This window comes from Dokdonia sp. Dokd-P16, from assembly GCF_003095655.1.
GTDB lineage: Bacteria > Bacteroidota > Bacteroidia > Flavobacteriales > Flavobacteriaceae > Dokdonia.
The window spans coordinates 1,960,894-1,976,901 of sequence record NZ_CP029151.1 but is presented as its reverse complement, the minus strand read 5'-3'; the positions used below and the strand labels follow the sequence as shown (position 1 = coordinate 1,976,901).

The window sequence follows — 16,008 nt, the reverse complement described above, 5'->3', positions numbered from 1 at the left end:
CGGAAAGCGATAACGACTAGTTAAGTAATTACTATATGAATGTAGAGATCTGGCAATGGGGATTAATTATAGCATCAAGTGTGTTGATGTTTGTGCTGTCTCCGCTTGCCAAAAGTCCTGATGAGTTTTTTAAGGCTACGCATCGCAAGAAGTCTCCTAATGTGTGGATGCTTACGGGTAGCCTCATTATCTCGTGGATTTTTGCAAAGAGTATTACAAACGCTGCCAACTTAGGCCTGAGTTTTGGGATTGTGGGTGGTGTGGCTTATGCGGGTTATTACCTCTCCTTTGCTGTGGCTGGTGTGATTATCTACCAGATGCGCCTGCAAGGAGGATTTACGAGCATTCATCAGTTTCTAACTTCTAGATTTGGAAAAGGAGCGATGCGCTTATTTTCTGTGCTCATTGCCATTAGGCTTTTTAATGAGGTGTGGAGTAACACGATGGTGATAGGTTCTTACTTTGGAGAAATGGGAAGTACTCCTTACTATTGGGCGATTCTTGTATTTACGATACTCACACTAGCTTACGCACTTAAGGGCGGATTGAGCAGTTCTATATTTACAGATGTGATACAGATGGGATTATTCTCCATACTGCTATGTGTGATTTTATGGAGTATATTTTCGGTAGATGATTTTAGTGTGAAGGAGGTTGCGACTTCTGGAACGTGGAGTTTTGATCTTGGTCTTAATTTGCTATTTGCAGCCTTGTTACAGTCATTCTCTTATCCTTTTCACGATCCAGTATTGACAGACAGAGCTTTTTTAAGTTCGCCTAAGGTTACATTACGTAGCTTTCTAATCGCCTCGGTATTGGGAGCAGCTTGTATTATCTTATTTAGTATTATCGGTGTGTATGCACAGTCACAAGGAATGGAAGGCCAGGCTGCGGTAGAAGTGGGCAAAGCTTTTGGTGTAGTCATATTGTTAGTCATCAACTTTATTATGATTACCTCGGCTGCATCTACGTTGGATAGTACGTTCTCGTCATTTTCAAAATTACTTTCAGTTGATTTGAATTTGGGTAAGAATCTTTCGTTTGGGAGATTATCTATGGCTGTAATTGCCATATTGGGAACCATTCCCGTATTTCTTAACGCAGAGATTTTGAGTGCTACAACCATATCTGGAACAATGGTGATTGGACTAACGCCAGTGTTTTTATTTTGGCAAAAGCCAGCCCCAAAAATTAGTTATTACTTGAGTGTGGTTACTGGTATCATATTTGGTTTCATATTAGTTTTTGATGCACTACCAATGTCGTTACAATTTACAACAGGATCTTATGCTGCGTTACTCTGGACAAACGTCTGGGGCATAACAGCCTGTACGATATTATACCTCATACCACGATGGATAAAAAGATAAAAAACATAGGCAATCTCACTGGTAAAATACTCCTTTATGGCGGTGTGTATAGCAATCTACAAGCGCTAGAGAAACTAAAGTCTATTGCAGAGCAGCAAGGAATTGCACCAGAAAATTGCATATGCACTGGAGATATCGTGGGATATTGTGCGCAACCAGAAGAAACGGTGCAACTCTATAAAATATGGGGAACACACGGTATTGCTGGTAATGTAGAAAAACAGCTAAGCGAAGGCGCAGAAGATTGTGGATGTGACTTTAGAGAAGGATCGCGTTGTGATGGTTTTAGCCAACTGTGGTATCCTTATGCACAAAGCAAGCTCTCTAAGAATTCGCTAGAAACATTAGAGGCACTTCCAGACCATATTACGTTTACCTACGCTGGTAAAAAGATTACGGTTGTACACGGATCATACCATCATATCTCTGAATTTATATTTAGATCTACGCCTTGGGAAATGAAAGGTTCAAATTTTGATGCAACGCAAAGTGATGTAATCATTGCGGGACATTGCGGCCTGCCTTTTCATACGGAGCAAGAAGATAAAATCTGGCTCAACCCTGGCGTAATCGGTATGCCCGCAAATGATGGTTCTACCGAAGTGTGGTATGCCATTCTAGATGACACTTCTGGCAATCTTAGCTATGAACATCATACCTTTGCATATAATTACAAGCTCACGAGCCAGTTAATGCAAAACGGCTTACTGCCAGAAGAATATGCACGTACCATCGTAACTGGCATCTGGGACAATACAGAAATACTGCCACCTGTAGAGAGTGGCTTACAAGGATTTGGTATAAAACTATAAGACGTGAACACTAAGAATATCGCTTACATATTACTTCTATTGGTTTCGGCAGTTTCATTTGGACAGTCGGATATGGATGTGCTCTTAAAACAGTACAACACGCGCTCTGTTCCTTATATTTCTGTGCAAGAACTCAAGATGGAAATGAGTGACTATTTAATTTTAGACACTCGTAAAAAAGAAGAGTTTGATGTGAGTCATATCCCTGGAGCGGTGTGGGTTTCTGAGAAGGTGAATGATAGTATGTACGCTTTCGCGAAAGCAAAAAAAGATCAACCCATCGTCGTTTATTGCTCCGTAGGGATACGCTCTGAAGATTTTGGCGAGCGACTGAAGAAGAAAGGATTTACAAATGTCAAAAATCTATACGGAAGCATATTTGCTTGGAAAGATGAAGGCTACGAAATTCAAAACAAAAACAACCAACCAACCGACTCTGTTCACGTATTTTCCAAAGTATGGGGAAAGTATTTAAAAACAGGAAATAAAGTTTACTAGATGAATAAATATATACCACTCATTTTTATAGGACTCACCATAGGAGGATTTGCTTTACTGGCTTACCATCTTACTAACGAGACATCCACCTGGAAAGACTATCTCTCTAGTAGTCTCATTATCATAGCAAACATTGGGATGTTTATAGCCATTAAAAAAAGTGACCAGTGGACAAAAAAAGATGACGAGTAATGACTAGAAAGAAAATCATTCTCATATTTATCATACTTATTATCCTATTACTTATACTTACTGTAAGCAAGCTAGATTTTGAAAACCTAGGTTGGTCTTCTAACGCAAGTATGTACCAACAGCTCATCACAATGGCAGTTATGTTTTTATATCTCGTATATAATTATAGAAAGCAAAAATGAAAAAAAATATAGTACTCATATTCACCAGAAATCCAGAGCTAGGCAAAGTAAAAAGCAGACTTGCCAAAGGTGTAGGTCAAGAAAATGCGCTTGAGATTTACAAAACCCTACTCGCGCACACTAAGGACGTAGTTGCAACTTTAAATTGCACAAAACGCGTAGGTTACTCTGTGCAAGTACGCCCAGATGACATGTGGGATAATGCTATTTTTGAAAAATTCCAGCAAGAAGGTGAAGATCTAGGAGTACGTATGCACAATGCCTTCGAGCAAGCGTTTGCAGATGGGTATGACAATGTACTCATTGTGGGAAGTGATCTTTTTGACTTGCGCGCTTCTCACATAAATGAGGCGTTTGACGCGCTACAATCTAACGATGCAGTAATAGGTCCAGCGCAAGATGGAGGCTATTACTTACTAGGTATGAGTAAGCTTATAAAAGAAGTGTTTTACAATAAAGAATGGGGCGGAGATACGGTTTTTAAAAGTACTATGGATAATCTAGCAACGGCAAAAGTTCATCAACTAGAAACACTTAACGACATTGACTTTGCCGAAGATTTAAAACCATATGCTGAGTTTGCTCAGTATTTACAATAACAAGAAAATTTAATACGTTTAAAAAAACATATTATGGAAAAATATATCATAGAAACAGCAGACTATTTAAAAGGTAAGGGATTTGAGAAACCTGAAGTTGGTATCATTTTAGGTACTGGCCTTGGGCAACTTATTGATCGTGTTGAGATAGAACACACCGCGAGTTATAATCATATCCCTAACTTCCCAACGGCAACGGTAGAGTTCCACACAGGTAAATTAATTTACGGTACGCTAGAAGGTAAAAAGGTTATCATTATGCAAGGTCGTTTTCACGTGTATGAAGGCTACTCACTTACAGATGTAACTTACCCAGTACGTGTAATGCACGCTTTAGGCATCAAGCATCTATTAGTATCTAATGCTTCTGGAGCGATTAACCTTGATTTCAAAAAAGGAGAATTAATGCTCATAGATGATCACATTAATCTACAAGGTGGATCACCGCTAGCTTTTAAAGGAGTGGAAAAAATGGGAGAGCGCTTTGTAGATATGAGCGCACCTTATGATGCTGCTATGAACAATACGCTACGTGACATCGCAAAGAAAAACAATATTAATCTTCACGAAGGAATATATGCATCTGTTGTGGGGCCACAACTGGAGACTAGAGCAGAATATCGTTACTTAAAAATCATAGGAGCAGATGCTGTAGGGATGAGTACTGTACCAGAAATTATCGTGGCAAACCACTTAAAACTTCCAGTGGTGGCGGTTTCTGTACTTACAGATGAGTGTGACCCAGATAACCTCAAGCCTGTAAATATTCCAGAAATAATTGCAATGGCTGGTAAGGCAGAGCCAGAAATGATTACGCTATTTACGGGATTGATTAAATCTTTGTAAAGCACGCTTTCGCGAAAGCGTAACATCATCAAAAACAGACACAAAACCTATCAATCACGAACCACAAAAACATAACACATGAGCTACTTAGATGCTACAAATGATCTTTATAAAGAAGCAGCACTTACACCAGATGTAGGACTTTGCTGTACTACAAATCCTATTTGGGAATTACCTGGACTAAAGATCCCAAAGATTATGCAGGAGATGAACTACGGTTGCGGAAGCACTGTAAACGCTCGTGACCTTACTAATGAGCCTAAGATGCTATATGTAGGTGTAGGTGGTGGTATGGAGCTTTTACAGTTTGCATATTTTAATCGCAATAAAGGTGGCGTAGTAGGTGTAGACGTGGTGGATGAAATGCTAGAGGCGTCTCGTAAAAACTTTGAAGAAGCAGAGAGGTTAAACCCTTGGTTTAAGAGCGAATTTGTAGATCTTCAAAAAGGAGATGCTCTTAACCTCAATGTAGCAGATAACTCAATAGACGTAGCTGCACAAAACTGCCTCTTCAACATCTTTAAAGCCGAAGATTTAAAACGTGCTATTGCAGAGATGTATCGCGTGCTTAAACCTCACGGCAAGCTTGTAATGAGCGACCCTACTTGTGAGCAAGAAATGAATGAAGAGTTGCGCAATGATGATCGTTTACGTGCGCTTTGTCTTTCTGGAAGTCTACCCATAGCCGAGTATGTAAAAGCACTTACAGATGCTGGTTTTGGAACTATTGAGATAAGAGCTCGCAAGCCATATAGAATACTTAATCCTGGGGCGTATCCTACAGATGAGCTCATATACATTGAGTCTATTGAAGTTGCAGCAATCAAAGACCCTATGCCAGCAGACGGACCTTGTATTTTTACAGGAAAAGCTGCCATTTATTACGGAGAAGAAGATTTCTTTGATGATAAGCTAGGACACATCCTTCTTAAGAATCAGCCGCTGGCTATTTGTGATAAGACTGCTGGAGCACTTGCTGCTTTAGGACGTGATGACATCTTTATAAGTGAGTCTACTTATCATTATGATGGTGGTGGATGTTGTTAAGCTGTTCCCTATAATATCACCACCCTTTTAGGTGTTCAAATCTATTGAAACCTTGTAAGGATAATACAAAAGGCACAACTAAGGTTGTGCCTTTTCATTTTTGTAAATTTGTTATTATCATCTTATAATATGCGCAAATACTTAGATACTTTCTTACAATCTTACTCCGACTATTGGAGTTATTTTAAGCGTGAGATTTTCTTTGAGAATAACTGGGACAACTATTTCTGGGGATTAATAATTGTATCTCTTGTAGTCTGGGGACTAGAAATTGCATTCCCATGGCGTAAGAATCAGAAGATTTTCCGTGAAGACTTCTGGATGGACTTATTTTATATGTTCTTTAATTTCTTCTTCCTCAATCTCATCGTATTTATCGCACTTACAAATACAGCAGCACTCTTCTTTGATGATATTCTGGGCGTTGTAGGATTAGCATTGAGTGATTTCCAACTTTTTGATGTAGACACACTACCCTTTGGCGTAGGGTTGCTTATCTTTTTTATCATATCTGACTTTGTGCAGTGGAACACGCACAGAATACTACACAGAGTTCCTTTTTTATGGAATTTTCATAAAGTGCATCACTCAACAAAGGAGATGGCTTTTGCAGCACAGATGCGCTATCACTGGGTAGAGCCTATTATGTACAAGTCCTTTTTATACATTCCTATTGCAATTATAGGTGGTTTTGACCTTGCATATGTGGCTATTATACATTTCACCGCACTTACTGTAGGTCATCTCAACCATGCAAATATAGGCTGGGATTATGGACCGCTTAAGTATATTCTCAATAACCCGAAGATGCACATCTGGCATCACGCAAAAGAATTACCTGAGCGTGTAAAGTATGGCGTAAATTTCGGACTAACATTGAGTGTATGGGATTACCTTTTTGGAACTAGTCACGTTCCTCATGATGGTCGTGATATCGAATTAGGATTTGATGGAGATGAAACATTTCCAACAGATTTTGTAGGTCAAATCACCTACCCTCTTTCTGAAAAAGAAAAGTAGGTTATTGCATACGCTTTCGCGAAAGCGAACTAATCTTAGAAAAAATCTGATGCAAAAATTAATTTACTTCATACTTGCAATTGCACTTATCACTGGCTGTAGCAGTTCTAAAAATGTTACAACTCCTGCCGAACCTGAGGTTGCTATGGTGATTACCGAGTCCCGCGTTGAAATACCGCAAACGGTAATTACAGATACTGAAGAAGCAGAATCAACAATCTCCGAACCAGAGGAAGTCGTTGAAGTTGCCGTCTCAAATAATGAACCCGAAGAGGTTGTTGAAGTTATAGAAGAAGTTTCCAATTTTAATCATGACGCTTTTGATACACTTTTAAAGAAATACGTTTCTAAAGAAGGTAATGTGAACTACAATGGTATTAAATCTAATTGGAGTAGTTTACGTGCATATATTGCTTCTCTAGGGCAATCGCTGCCTACAGCAACTTGGTCGCAAGAAGAGAAACTATCCTACTGGATGAATGCGTATAATGCGATGACGATAGATCTTATACTACGTAATTATCCACTTGAAAGTATAAAAGATATTAAAGATCCGTGGGATCAACGCTTTTGGAAATTAGGTAACAAGTGGTATAATCTCAATGAGATTGAGCATGAAATTCTACGTAAAATGGGAGATGCTCGTATACATTTTGGGATAAACTGCGCTTCTTATTCTTGTCCGCCGCTACTCAATGAGGCATTTACACCTAGCGAGGTAGATGCGCAATTAGAGATGCTTTCTCGCAAATTTATTAATGATCCTACTCGCAATACTATCACAAGTGATCGCGTAGAAGTTTCAAAGATTTTCACGTGGTTTGCCAAAGATTTCAAAACAGACGGATCACTCATAGATTTCTTAAATCGCTACTCAACGACTTCAATTTCAGAGAATGCAAAAGTACGTTATCGTGATTACGACTGGACATTGAATAAGTAGTAATGTTTTCACAAAACTCACTTAACTGCGCGTTAATGGGTATTGATTTTGCTTTCGCGAAAGCGATATTGTACTCTCAATAAGATATATTATGAAAAACTTCTTACGATTACTTACCATAAGTGCCTTTGCAATCACACTGCAAAGTTGCGCTACACTAGCAGCAGGCGGAATTACAAGTCAAGGACAGCCTACTAAACAAGTAGAAGGAACACTTACCTCAACCACTGCAAACTCTCCTGTAAATGTAGATCACTCTGCGTGGGACAAGCTTCTTAAAAAGCATGTAGACTCAAAAGGAATGGTAGATTATAAAGGATTTGCTAAGGATCAAGGAGCCCTTAATGCTTATTTAGATAAGCTTGCGAGCCTAGACCCTAATAATGACTGGAGCGTTCAAGAATTGCTGGCTTATTACATCAATATTTACAATGCGTATACCGTAGATCAAATCCTTAAAAATCCAAATGTTACGAGCATAAAAGAAATAGACGGGGTATGGACTAAGGGAATTGTTACCGTGCAAAACCGCAAGCTTTCCCTAGGAGGAATTGAGAATGGGGTGCTGCGTAAGATGAACGAACCTAGAATACACTTTGCTATAAATTGCGCTTCTATTTCTTGCCCACCATTATTAAGAGAAGCTTATACTGCTGGAAAGATTAATGAACAACTAGAAAGAGCAACAAAGGAGTTTATAAACAGTGACAAGAATACTATCACAACTAATAAAGCTGAGTTATCTTCGATTTTTAAATTTTATACAAAGGACTTTTATAGAGGATCTAATGAGAGTTTAATCCCTTACTTAAATAAATACAGTACGGTAGAAGTTGCAGGAGATGCTCCCGTAACTTTTAAAGATTACAACTGGGGATTAAATAACCAGTAAATGAAAACCATCTCTACTCTTTTTGCGTAGATTTGGTGACCATAAATTATTTAATGAAGCCTTCTATTTCGATTGTCATACCGGTACTTAATGAATCTGAAACGATTATTAAATTACTAGCACACTTGAAAGAGAAGGCTTCTTCTAGTATTTATGTCAAGCAAATTATTGTAGTTGATGGAGGAAGCAAAGATGATACTTACAAGCTCGTAAGCAGCTATAGCAATCACAATCCTCAGGTCACAGTGATAAAATCTGCAAAGGGCAGAGCTAAACAAATGAATACAGGAGCGGCCATCGCCACAAGCTCAATTCTCTACTTTTTACATGCAGACTCTTACCCTCCTCAAGACTATGATAAGTATATCGTGGAGCAAGTAGTTACTGGTAATCCTGCTGGATGTTTTAAGATGAAATTTGACTCTAACCACTGGTGGTTAAAACTCGCTGGATGGCTCACACAATTTAAGTGGAGAGCCTGCAGAGGAGGAGATCAAAGTCAGTTTATTACGGCACAGTTATTTAAGGAGCTAGGCACTTTTGACGAGCGTTATATTATTTATGAAGATAATGACCTCATCAATAAGTTATATGCTAAGCGTAAATTTGTCGTAATTCAAGAATGGCTAACTACCTCTGCACGACGCTATGATGAGAATGGTGTGTGGAAATTGCAGTTTCACTTCTGGAGTATTTATGTGCGTAAGTGGTTTGGCGCAAGCGCAGAAGATTTACATAAGTACTATCTCAAAAAAATTTCTTAGCCTCCAAGAGATTAAACCTCGCAGCTCCTTTCCTTAGTTATCCTGAGATCATTTAATTCATTGTTGAACTCCATTAAACGAGCTAAACGCATAAAGTTCTCTTAAAAAAGCACTATCCTTTTAGGCCGTTATTGCAATGCAACATTGCGATACTTATTTTTACTACTATACCTAATATGGTTTAAAATTAATTGATATGAGTTTTATAAATGCAATGCAAGAACGTTATACTACAAAGAAGTATAACGCATCAAAAAAAATAGATAGTAAACACATAGAAGAGCTTAAGGAAATACTTCGCTTAAGTCCATCTTCCATCAATAGTCAGCCATGGAAATTCACTTTTGTTTCTGACGAGGCTACCAAGGAAAAACTTTCTAAAGTATCGTGGATTAATACCGAGAAGGTAACAGATAGTGATACTGTAGTTGTTTTTAGCAGGATTAATGATCTAGCAACCTTTGAAAAACAAATAGAAGAAGAACTACCTCAGGGTGCAGTAGATTACTATAAAGAATACCTAAAACCGCTACCAGAGCAAGAAATCAAGGCTTGGTTTGACAAGCAGGTATATTTATCGCTAGGAGTATTATTAAGCGCCTGTGCTGCGATGAAAATTGATGCAACTCCAATGGAAGGTATTGAGCCAGAAAATTACGATAAGATTATAGATAACAAAGGCTACGCAACGCTAGTAGCTGTTGCAATAGGATATCGCGATGAGGATGATTTTAATCAACCTAGTAAAAAGCCAAAGTCAAGAATAGCTTTAGAAAAAGTAGTAGAAAGCATCTAAGGCACTAAGATTGTTACATGAGCATCATTAAAAAAGGAGTCACTCTAAATAAGTGACTCCTTTTTTATGGTCTATATCTGAAGTACAGGACTAATCAAAAATAACTTCTCCTGTAAAAAATGCTTCCACATCTACAATAGGTGGCGTGTTATTCAATATCAAATTACCAGTACTTCTAAGTTCTCCTGTAATTGATAATTGGGGAGAGATCAATACATCATTTGTACCTCTATGGAAAATAGTGACATTCTGAACCGCTAGATCCTGTAGTGGCAATCTACTATCACCCTCCAGCAAGTTAATATCTAGATTAGTGACCGCTCCTCGTATAAAGAAGTTAGATAACCCATTACATTGAAGTAAAACATTTTCTGAATCTAGCTCCATATCAAAATCTCCATCTTTATGATAAAAATCTTCCTCGATAAGATCATCAGACACTAAGCGCAAGGTATTCCAACTTATGAGTCCGTCTCCTAAAACTGTACTGCCGCTACTATTTCTAATCTGACTTAAATTAGGATGTGATACACGTAATATAGAAGTATCATAATCTCTAACAAGATTACATGAGGCATTATTTTTTACGATGAGCGTATTATCCTCTACATAAACCTCAAAATCTTCTAGCAGATTTTCTCCTGTTTCTAGTACTACTGATATCTCTGGAGCATCTTTTACGACTAATTGTACACGTTCAAAAACTATGATACTATCAAAGCTTGCCAGGTCATATTGCTCAGTGATTATGGATCCGCTTGTTTTGAGACATGATAATGTATCCTCAGTATCACATGATGCAAACCACATCATCACTGGCAACAACACTACTATTAAATATTTGTTTTTCATCTTTAAAATCTATATCCTAGTCCAAATTCAACCGCCTCTGCTTTTGCTCCGTGTGCTTTTACGACCATACTTCCAGAAAAGTGCTCTCCAAAAGTTCTTTTAAGCCCTAATCGATTATAAAACCTTCCTTCAAAATCGTACGGATAATACACATAGTACCCGAGCTGTGACACAAACGAGAGCTCATTAAAGTGCAACTCATGTCCTATAAAAACTCCAAAACGTTTCCAGTCTTCATCGCCTGTAACTTCTCCATCTGGAAAAGCGACAGACTCATAACGAATAAGCTCTTTTAAGAAATTTGCAAAAAATGCATCTACACCTGCTGTAAAACTAGATTTGTGATTAATACGCTTATCTGCAAATGCCGTAAGCGTTAAGAAGCCATATCGCGGCGAGTTATTAATATCACTTTGATTTGCTCCACCACTCACAACTAGGTTATAATGTACAGGCTCTGAGTATGATGTTTTTTCTCCTAGTGGGATGTAATCTGGAAACTCATTTGCTTTTGGAAAATAATTAATCCCCGCAGTAAATGCCCAAGTATTTGTGGAGTTATTAGGTGCTTTAAGGTTGGCATTACTATAGTGGATAATGGTAACCCCTGCGTGTACTCCTATATTTTTAAAGATATTATCCTGCTTGAAACCAAATTTAAGCATGGTGCTACTCAACACAGTAGTTCCGTATGCATTATTCATAAAGTTAGTCTCTCTGTCATATGGATTTGTAGCAATTGCAACTCCTTGCCCTATTCTAAACTGTAATCTACGCTTCCAGTAGTAAAAGTTATAGTGCGCATAGGCGCTATATAATTCTCCTAGATTTTCATTTTTCATGTCTTGATACACAAAAGTGTACCCCACATCTGGAAAATTATAGCGTCGCTCCCATTCCTCGTACCCGTATGTTTTACGGTTATAAGCAAGCATTATTCCCTGCGGATGCTCTGTTATAAGATGAGATATATCAGGATTATGCTCTAAGAGCGTACCATAAAAAAAATCTGCCTCGAGATCAAAAGGACGCACTTTTCCTTCTTGTGCATGTATCGTGATGGTTAGTATACACGAAAAAGTAATTGCTAGCTGGCGCAAGTAATTCATAAGAGTCACTGGTTAGTGTGCGTGAACTTACGAAAATTTGAACGTGCAGGTTTGCCTTTTATTCTAATTATCTGATAATGAAAAACCTTGTTGATAGGGAAAGTTACGCTTTCGCGAAAGCGTAGCATAAATAAATATTTTATTAGTCAATTTATAGATAGTAATTGCTCTAAAACAAAAAAGGGATGCAAAGTCATGCACCCCTACTATATCGTGATATTCTCTTATTTACCATTTACATAAAATGCATGTATCACACCTGGTAACCAGCCTAATAAAGTAAGAATAATATTTATAATTAAATCTTTGCCAGCTCCTTTCTCTAGGGCTACTGCAAGTGGTGGAAATATAAGGCTTAAAATGATGGTTAGAATTGACATTGTTTTTGGTTTTAGTTAGTCACAAATATATCGAGCATCAGTGTTTGAGAACGTTAAGCCATTATTAATTGAGATAGTCTTAACTAACTAAAGTTAATTTTGTAAGATTTTTCAAGGTTTCTATTTTGAATCACACGATTAAATGCATTTTTATTTATGTTTTGTATATTGTCAAAGATTAAGCTACTGAAATGAAGAGAATTATTATTTTTTTAATCTTAGTTATGTCTGTTTCTTTAGGAACTGCGCAGACTGACAGCTTGAAAATAAAAGAGCGATTAGAACAACTGATGGATTCGTCGGCTACGTATTACGAAGCTACTAATTATAGTAAGTCACTCGAACTCAATGTTAGAATCATTGAGGAGGCAAAAAAAATTAATGATACCGGTTATTTACAAAGTGGCTTTCGGTATTTAGGCTATGACTATTTAATCCTACAAGATACCATACAAGCTCGAGAAAGCTTTGAACGCTCTCAAGAGTACGCTAATCTTGCACAAGATAGTCTAGGCTTAGGACTTACCTATATGGATCTTGCAAATCTTTATGGTTACTCAGATAATTCTATAAATAAAGCACTTCAATATCATGACAAGTCTATTGCAATATTTGAAAAAACAAAAGACTCATTTAACTTAAGTAATGCCTATTTAAATACTGTGCTCACATTACAAGAGCATGAGCGATATGATAAGTCATTAAAATATTTAAAAAAGGCTGACCAGTTAAAAAATCAACTCTCAAACAGCTTAAAGACAAGTCTTGAAAATCAATGGGCCATCTATTACTTACACGAGAATAACTATAAGAAAGTAGATTATCATTTATCAAAAATTTTCAAGGATACATTATTACAAGCATCAAAATTTGAACTTGCAGATAGCTACCTCACTTACAGTTTGAGCCTTTATGGTCAAAAGCGCTACAAGGAAGCTTATGAATATAGCGTGAAGTATCAAAATCTGTATGAAGAAACTACAGAAGAATATCAAAATGAAGAATCTCAAAAAATAGCCGCAAACTTTCAAGTAGCCGAATACAAAAAAAATATTGAGAGAAATGAATTAAAAAATAGACTTCAAGCAGAAATTGTACGTAACCAAATAAATTGGAATAAATTTCTCATTGTTGTAGCGGCATCAAGTATTTTATTGCTCATCTTGCTTTATAGAATGTATAAAAGTAAGAAGGACTATGTAAAAAGTCTCACTGAAAAAAACATAGAATATCTTACAGCAAAAAATGAATCTGAGCAATCTACAAAAGCTAAGACAGCCTTTTTCTCTACTGTAAGTCATGAATTGAGAACTCCTCTTTATGGTGTTATAGGGCTCAGTACGATTTTGATGGATGATCCAAAATTAAAATCTCATCAACAAGATCTTAAGTCTCTCAAGTTCTCAGCAGACTATCTCCTTGCGCTCATAAATGATGTGCTACAGATCAATAAAATTGATTCAAATACGGTTATAGAAAATAATGAAGTTTTTAATACAAGAGATTTTATTAAGAACATCGTTTCTTCCTTTGAATACATGCGCCAGCAAAACAAGAACAACATTCACATTAACATTGATGATAACGTTCCAGAATTTGTTAAAGGAGATGCTACAAGGCTTTCTCAAATACTAATGAACTTAGTAGGAAACGCTTGTAAGTTTACAGAAAATGGAGACATCTATATTCTACTTGAAGCTTCTGGTTTAAATGATCAAAAGGCGAGTATTCACTTTACAATCCAAGATACGGGTATAGGGATTCCAGAAGAAAAACAACAAAGTATATTTGATGAATTTTCTCAAGTAAGCTCAAGACACTACACATATCAAGGAACTGGATTAGGACTGCCTATTGTACAAAAACTACTGGCGCTTTCTGGAGCAGAAATACACTTGTCTAGTAAGGAAGGAAAAGGATCTACATTTTTCTTTACACTAGACTTTGAGATATCAAATGAATCATTAATTGTAGATCCCATAATTATTATAGATGACAAACAACTTAAAAATAAACGCATCCTTATTGTAGACGATAATCGTATCAATCAAATAGTGACAAAGAAAATATTACAGAAACTAGAAGTTACTTGCAGCATTGCAAATAATGGTCAAGAAGCTGTAGAATGCGCTAGGGATAATGAATATGATCTTATCCTTATGGATATAAACATGCCTGTAAAAGACGGACTAGAAGCTACCAAGGAGATTAGACTCTTTAATAAACAAATCCCTATTATAGCGCTTACGGCTGTAGAGGTAAAAGAAATGCGTTACAAAATCTACAACGCTGGACTTACAGATATTATCGTAAAGCCTTACGATATCACCATTTTTAAGCGCACAATATTGCGTAACCTACAACACACAATTACTGATCAATCTGCAATTGCAAAGCAACTACATATATAATCGTAGTTTTTTTAAATTAAAAATATTGCCCCACACCAAAAACAAATCCACTAGTGGAGTTTGGGGTTATTCCATATCCATAATCAATACGGAAAGTTGCGTTAAAAATCTTTTTGTGAGTAAAACGCAATCCTAGTCCAGGATACACCCTAAGGTTTTGATCATCTCCAAAGTCATCAAAATCTCCACCTGGATTTCTCCAAGATCCAGCATCTACAAACGCATTACCTTGTAGTACAAATGATTCTTTATCTACAAGTGTATGTCTATACTCCGTATTTATTACAATTACTCCTGTGCCACGATCTATCGTATTCCCTACACCTCTTATATTTAAATTATTATCTACAGAAAATGGAGCAAATGGTGAGTCTGCATTAGATGCTAGACCTACACGTAACCTGTTTGCCCAGTTTCCTTTGTCACCTACTCTAGTAAAATATTGAAAATCATTCCACCAGATTGTAAAATCGGGTAATCTACTATCATTTGCCATGACATGCTGCACATTAAAAGTGCTCTTAAAACCAGATATATACTGGTAATAGTAGTCTAGAGCATCGTACTCATAAATACCTTTTAAAAGAATCTTATCTACATTAAATTCTTGAGGAACCCCTGCAGAAGTCGCACCAGCTAGGTATTCATACTTTTCATTAAATAAATTTACACCTGCTTCTACCCGATGTTTAAAGTTAATAGCATATAATCCTAGCACTTCAAAAGAGGTGTTACTATACTTATAATCTGCAGTACCTTCTTCTAGAAACACAGGCTCCTGCGTGGTTAATCGCTGCGCATTAATCGCAATCCCGAACTTATTATTGAACAAGAATGGCACTCTAAGATTCACTCCGTAAGAATCAAAAATATCTCGTTGATAAAATCCCCCAAAGGCAATATTCCTTCCTAAGGTGTTGAACTCATATAAGCCTATTCTAAAAGCAAATTCATCATCATTTGTGGTATAGATATTAAGTTGAGGATTTATCGTTATATGCTCTTCAATATGATAGCGAACTTCATAATTATCAAAAGAACGAATCACTTGATAATATGCGTGACGTACTGCAGGCAGCCTTTTGAGTCTAATGATATCTACCTCTAGCATGGTAGAATCTAAAGGACTATCTATATGCAAATCACTAATGAGTTTAATAAAAGAAGTCTTAAGTTTTTTATTGCCATGAATGGTAAATTCCTCCACAATGCTTTCTTGCGCATTAGCCAGAGAGCAACACAGCATAAGTAAAATATATAACCAGAAGCGATTCATGTACTGTAGGATTTACTAT

The 16,008-nt window shown here is 36.9% G+C and carries 18 protein-coding genes; 14 read left to right on the top strand and 4 right to left on the bottom strand.

The window, feature by feature from the left end; genetic code table 11:
* Positions 1-35 precede the first annotated feature (35 nt).
* The 13 genes from DCS32_RS08890 (at position 36) to DCS32_RS08830 (ending at position 9,961) form a co-directional block, all read left to right on the top strand.
* On the top strand, positions 36-1,370 hold the full coding sequence (locus DCS32_RS08890; protein WP_108877950.1) for a sodium:solute symporter family transporter: 1,335 nt from the start codon (positions 36-38) through the stop codon (positions 1,368-1,370).
* Entirely contained in the window at positions 1,355-2,182 is an 828-nt protein-coding gene (locus DCS32_RS08885; protein ID WP_108877949.1) for a metallophosphoesterase family protein, read from the top strand. Before DCS32_RS08890 ends, DCS32_RS08885 begins: the two co-directional genes overlap by 16 nt.
* 3 nt (positions 2,183-2,185) lie before the next feature.
* Positions 2,186-2,680, top strand: coding sequence for a rhodanese-like domain-containing protein (locus DCS32_RS08880; protein ID WP_108877948.1), 495 nt, complete (start codon positions 2,186-2,188; stop codon positions 2,678-2,680).
* On the top strand, positions 2,681-2,872 hold the full coding sequence (locus DCS32_RS08875; RefSeq protein ID WP_021778162.1) for a hypothetical protein: 192 nt from the start codon (positions 2,681-2,683) through the stop codon (positions 2,870-2,872).
* Complete coding sequence (locus DCS32_RS08870; RefSeq protein ID WP_108877947.1) at positions 2,872-3,054, top strand: hypothetical protein; 183 nt, start codon at positions 2,872-2,874, stop codon at positions 3,052-3,054. The genes DCS32_RS08875 and DCS32_RS08870 overlap by 1 nt, the downstream gene beginning before the upstream one ends.
* On the top strand, positions 3,051-3,653 hold the full coding sequence (locus tag DCS32_RS08865; protein ID WP_108877946.1) for a TIGR04282 family arsenosugar biosynthesis glycosyltransferase: 603 nt from the start codon (positions 3,051-3,053) through the stop codon (positions 3,651-3,653). The genes DCS32_RS08870 and DCS32_RS08865 overlap by 4 nt, the downstream gene beginning before the upstream one ends.
* Before the next feature lie 33 nt (positions 3,654-3,686).
* Entirely contained in the window at positions 3,687-4,499 is an 813-nt protein-coding gene (locus DCS32_RS08860) for a purine-nucleoside phosphorylase (RefSeq protein ID WP_108877945.1), read from the top strand.
* Between the two features lie 78 nt (positions 4,500-4,577).
* Complete coding sequence (gene arsM / locus DCS32_RS08855; RefSeq protein WP_108877944.1) at positions 4,578-5,546, top strand: arsenosugar biosynthesis arsenite methyltransferase ArsM; 969 nt, start codon at positions 4,578-4,580, stop codon at positions 5,544-5,546.
* A gap of 129 nt (positions 5,547-5,675) precedes the next feature.
* Positions 5,676-6,566, top strand: a complete 891-nt coding sequence (locus DCS32_RS08850) for a sterol desaturase family protein (protein WP_108877943.1) — start codon at positions 5,676-5,678, stop codon at positions 6,564-6,566.
* A 49-nt stretch (positions 6,567-6,615) separates the two neighbouring features.
* Positions 6,616-7,509 (top strand): DUF547 domain-containing protein, encoded by an 894-nt coding sequence (locus DCS32_RS08845; protein WP_108877942.1) that lies wholly within the window; start codon positions 6,616-6,618, stop codon positions 7,507-7,509.
* A 91-nt stretch (positions 7,510-7,600) separates the two neighbouring features.
* Entirely contained in the window at positions 7,601-8,401 is an 801-nt protein-coding gene (locus DCS32_RS08840; protein WP_108877941.1) for a DUF547 domain-containing protein, read from the top strand.
* 53 nt (positions 8,402-8,454) lie between these two features.
* Positions 8,455-9,165, top strand: a complete 711-nt coding sequence (locus tag DCS32_RS08835) for a TIGR04283 family arsenosugar biosynthesis glycosyltransferase (protein ID WP_108877940.1) — start codon at positions 8,455-8,457, stop codon at positions 9,163-9,165.
* 196 nt (positions 9,166-9,361) lie between these two features.
* Entirely contained in the window at positions 9,362-9,961 is a 600-nt protein-coding gene (locus DCS32_RS08830) for a nitroreductase family protein (protein WP_108877939.1), read from the top strand.
* A gap of 90 nt (positions 9,962-10,051) precedes the next feature.
* Here the strand turns inward: DCS32_RS08830 and DCS32_RS08825 are convergent, their stop codons facing one another.
* The 3 genes from DCS32_RS08825 to DCS32_RS08815 form a co-directional block, all read right to left on the bottom strand.
* Positions 10,052-10,813, bottom strand: a complete 762-nt coding sequence (locus DCS32_RS08825) for a head GIN domain-containing protein (protein WP_108877938.1) — start codon at positions 10,811-10,813, stop codon at positions 10,052-10,054.
* Positions 10,814-10,815: 2 nt separating this feature from the next.
* The gene (locus DCS32_RS08820) at positions 10,816-11,922 is read right to left on the bottom strand and encodes an acyloxyacyl hydrolase (protein WP_108877937.1); all 1,107 of its coding nucleotides are present in this window, start codon (positions 11,920-11,922) and stop codon (positions 10,816-10,818) included.
* Positions 11,923-12,146: 224 nt separating this feature from the next.
* Entirely contained in the window at positions 12,147-12,302 is a 156-nt protein-coding gene (locus DCS32_RS08815) for a YqaE/Pmp3 family membrane protein (RefSeq protein WP_108877936.1), read from the bottom strand.
* 191 nt (positions 12,303-12,493) lie between these two features.
* Here DCS32_RS08815 and DCS32_RS08810 point away from each other — a divergent pair, with 191 nt between their 5' ends.
* Positions 12,494-14,713: an ATP-binding protein gene (locus tag DCS32_RS08810; protein ID WP_108877935.1), complete on the top strand. Its 2,220-nt coding sequence runs from the start codon at positions 12,494-12,496 to the stop codon at positions 14,711-14,713.
* Positions 14,714-14,729: 16 nt separating this feature from the next.
* On the opposite strand, the gene DCS32_RS08805 is transcribed toward DCS32_RS08810, so the two are convergent.
* Positions 14,730-15,989: an outer membrane protein assembly factor gene (locus tag DCS32_RS08805; protein ID WP_108877934.1), complete on the bottom strand. Its 1,260-nt coding sequence runs from the start codon at positions 15,987-15,989 to the stop codon at positions 14,730-14,732.
* Positions 15,990-16,008 lie beyond the last annotated feature (19 nt).